Consider the following 438-nt stretch of genomic DNA (forward strand, 5'->3'; position numbering starts at 1 on the left):
CCTTACGTGCTGGCGGTGGAAAAACTCGCTGGCATCGTGGTGCCGGATCGCGTCAACGTTATTCGCGTCATGCTTTCTGAGCTGTTCCGCATTAACAGCCACCTGCTCTATATCTCGACCTTTATTCAGGACGTCGGCGCAATGACGCCGGTCTTCTTCGCCTTTACCGATCGCCAGAAGATTTATGACGTGGTTGAGGCCATTACCGGCTTCCGTATGCATCCGGCCTGGTTCCGCATCGGCGGCGTAGCGCACGATCTGCCGAAAGGCTGGGAGCGTCTGCTGCGCGAGTTCCTCGACTGGATGCCGAAGCGCCTGAAAGAGTATGACAAAGCCGCGCTGCGCAACAGCGTGCTGGTTGGCCGTTCAAAAGGCGTTGCCGCCTATAACATGGAAGAGGCGCTGGCCTGGGGCACCACCGGTGCTGCGCTGCGCGCC

At 59.6% G+C, this 438-nt stretch carries 1 pseudogene; it reads left to right on the top strand.

The features are described from left to right. A pseudogene (locus B3797_RS15985) lies at positions 1-438 on the top strand (NADH-quinone oxidoreductase subunit C/D); the annotation flags it as partial.

The organism is Pantoea sp. UBA5923, from assembly GCF_002431095.1.
Classification (GTDB): domain Bacteria; phylum Pseudomonadota; class Gammaproteobacteria; order Enterobacterales; family Enterobacteriaceae; genus Pantoea; species Pantoea piersonii.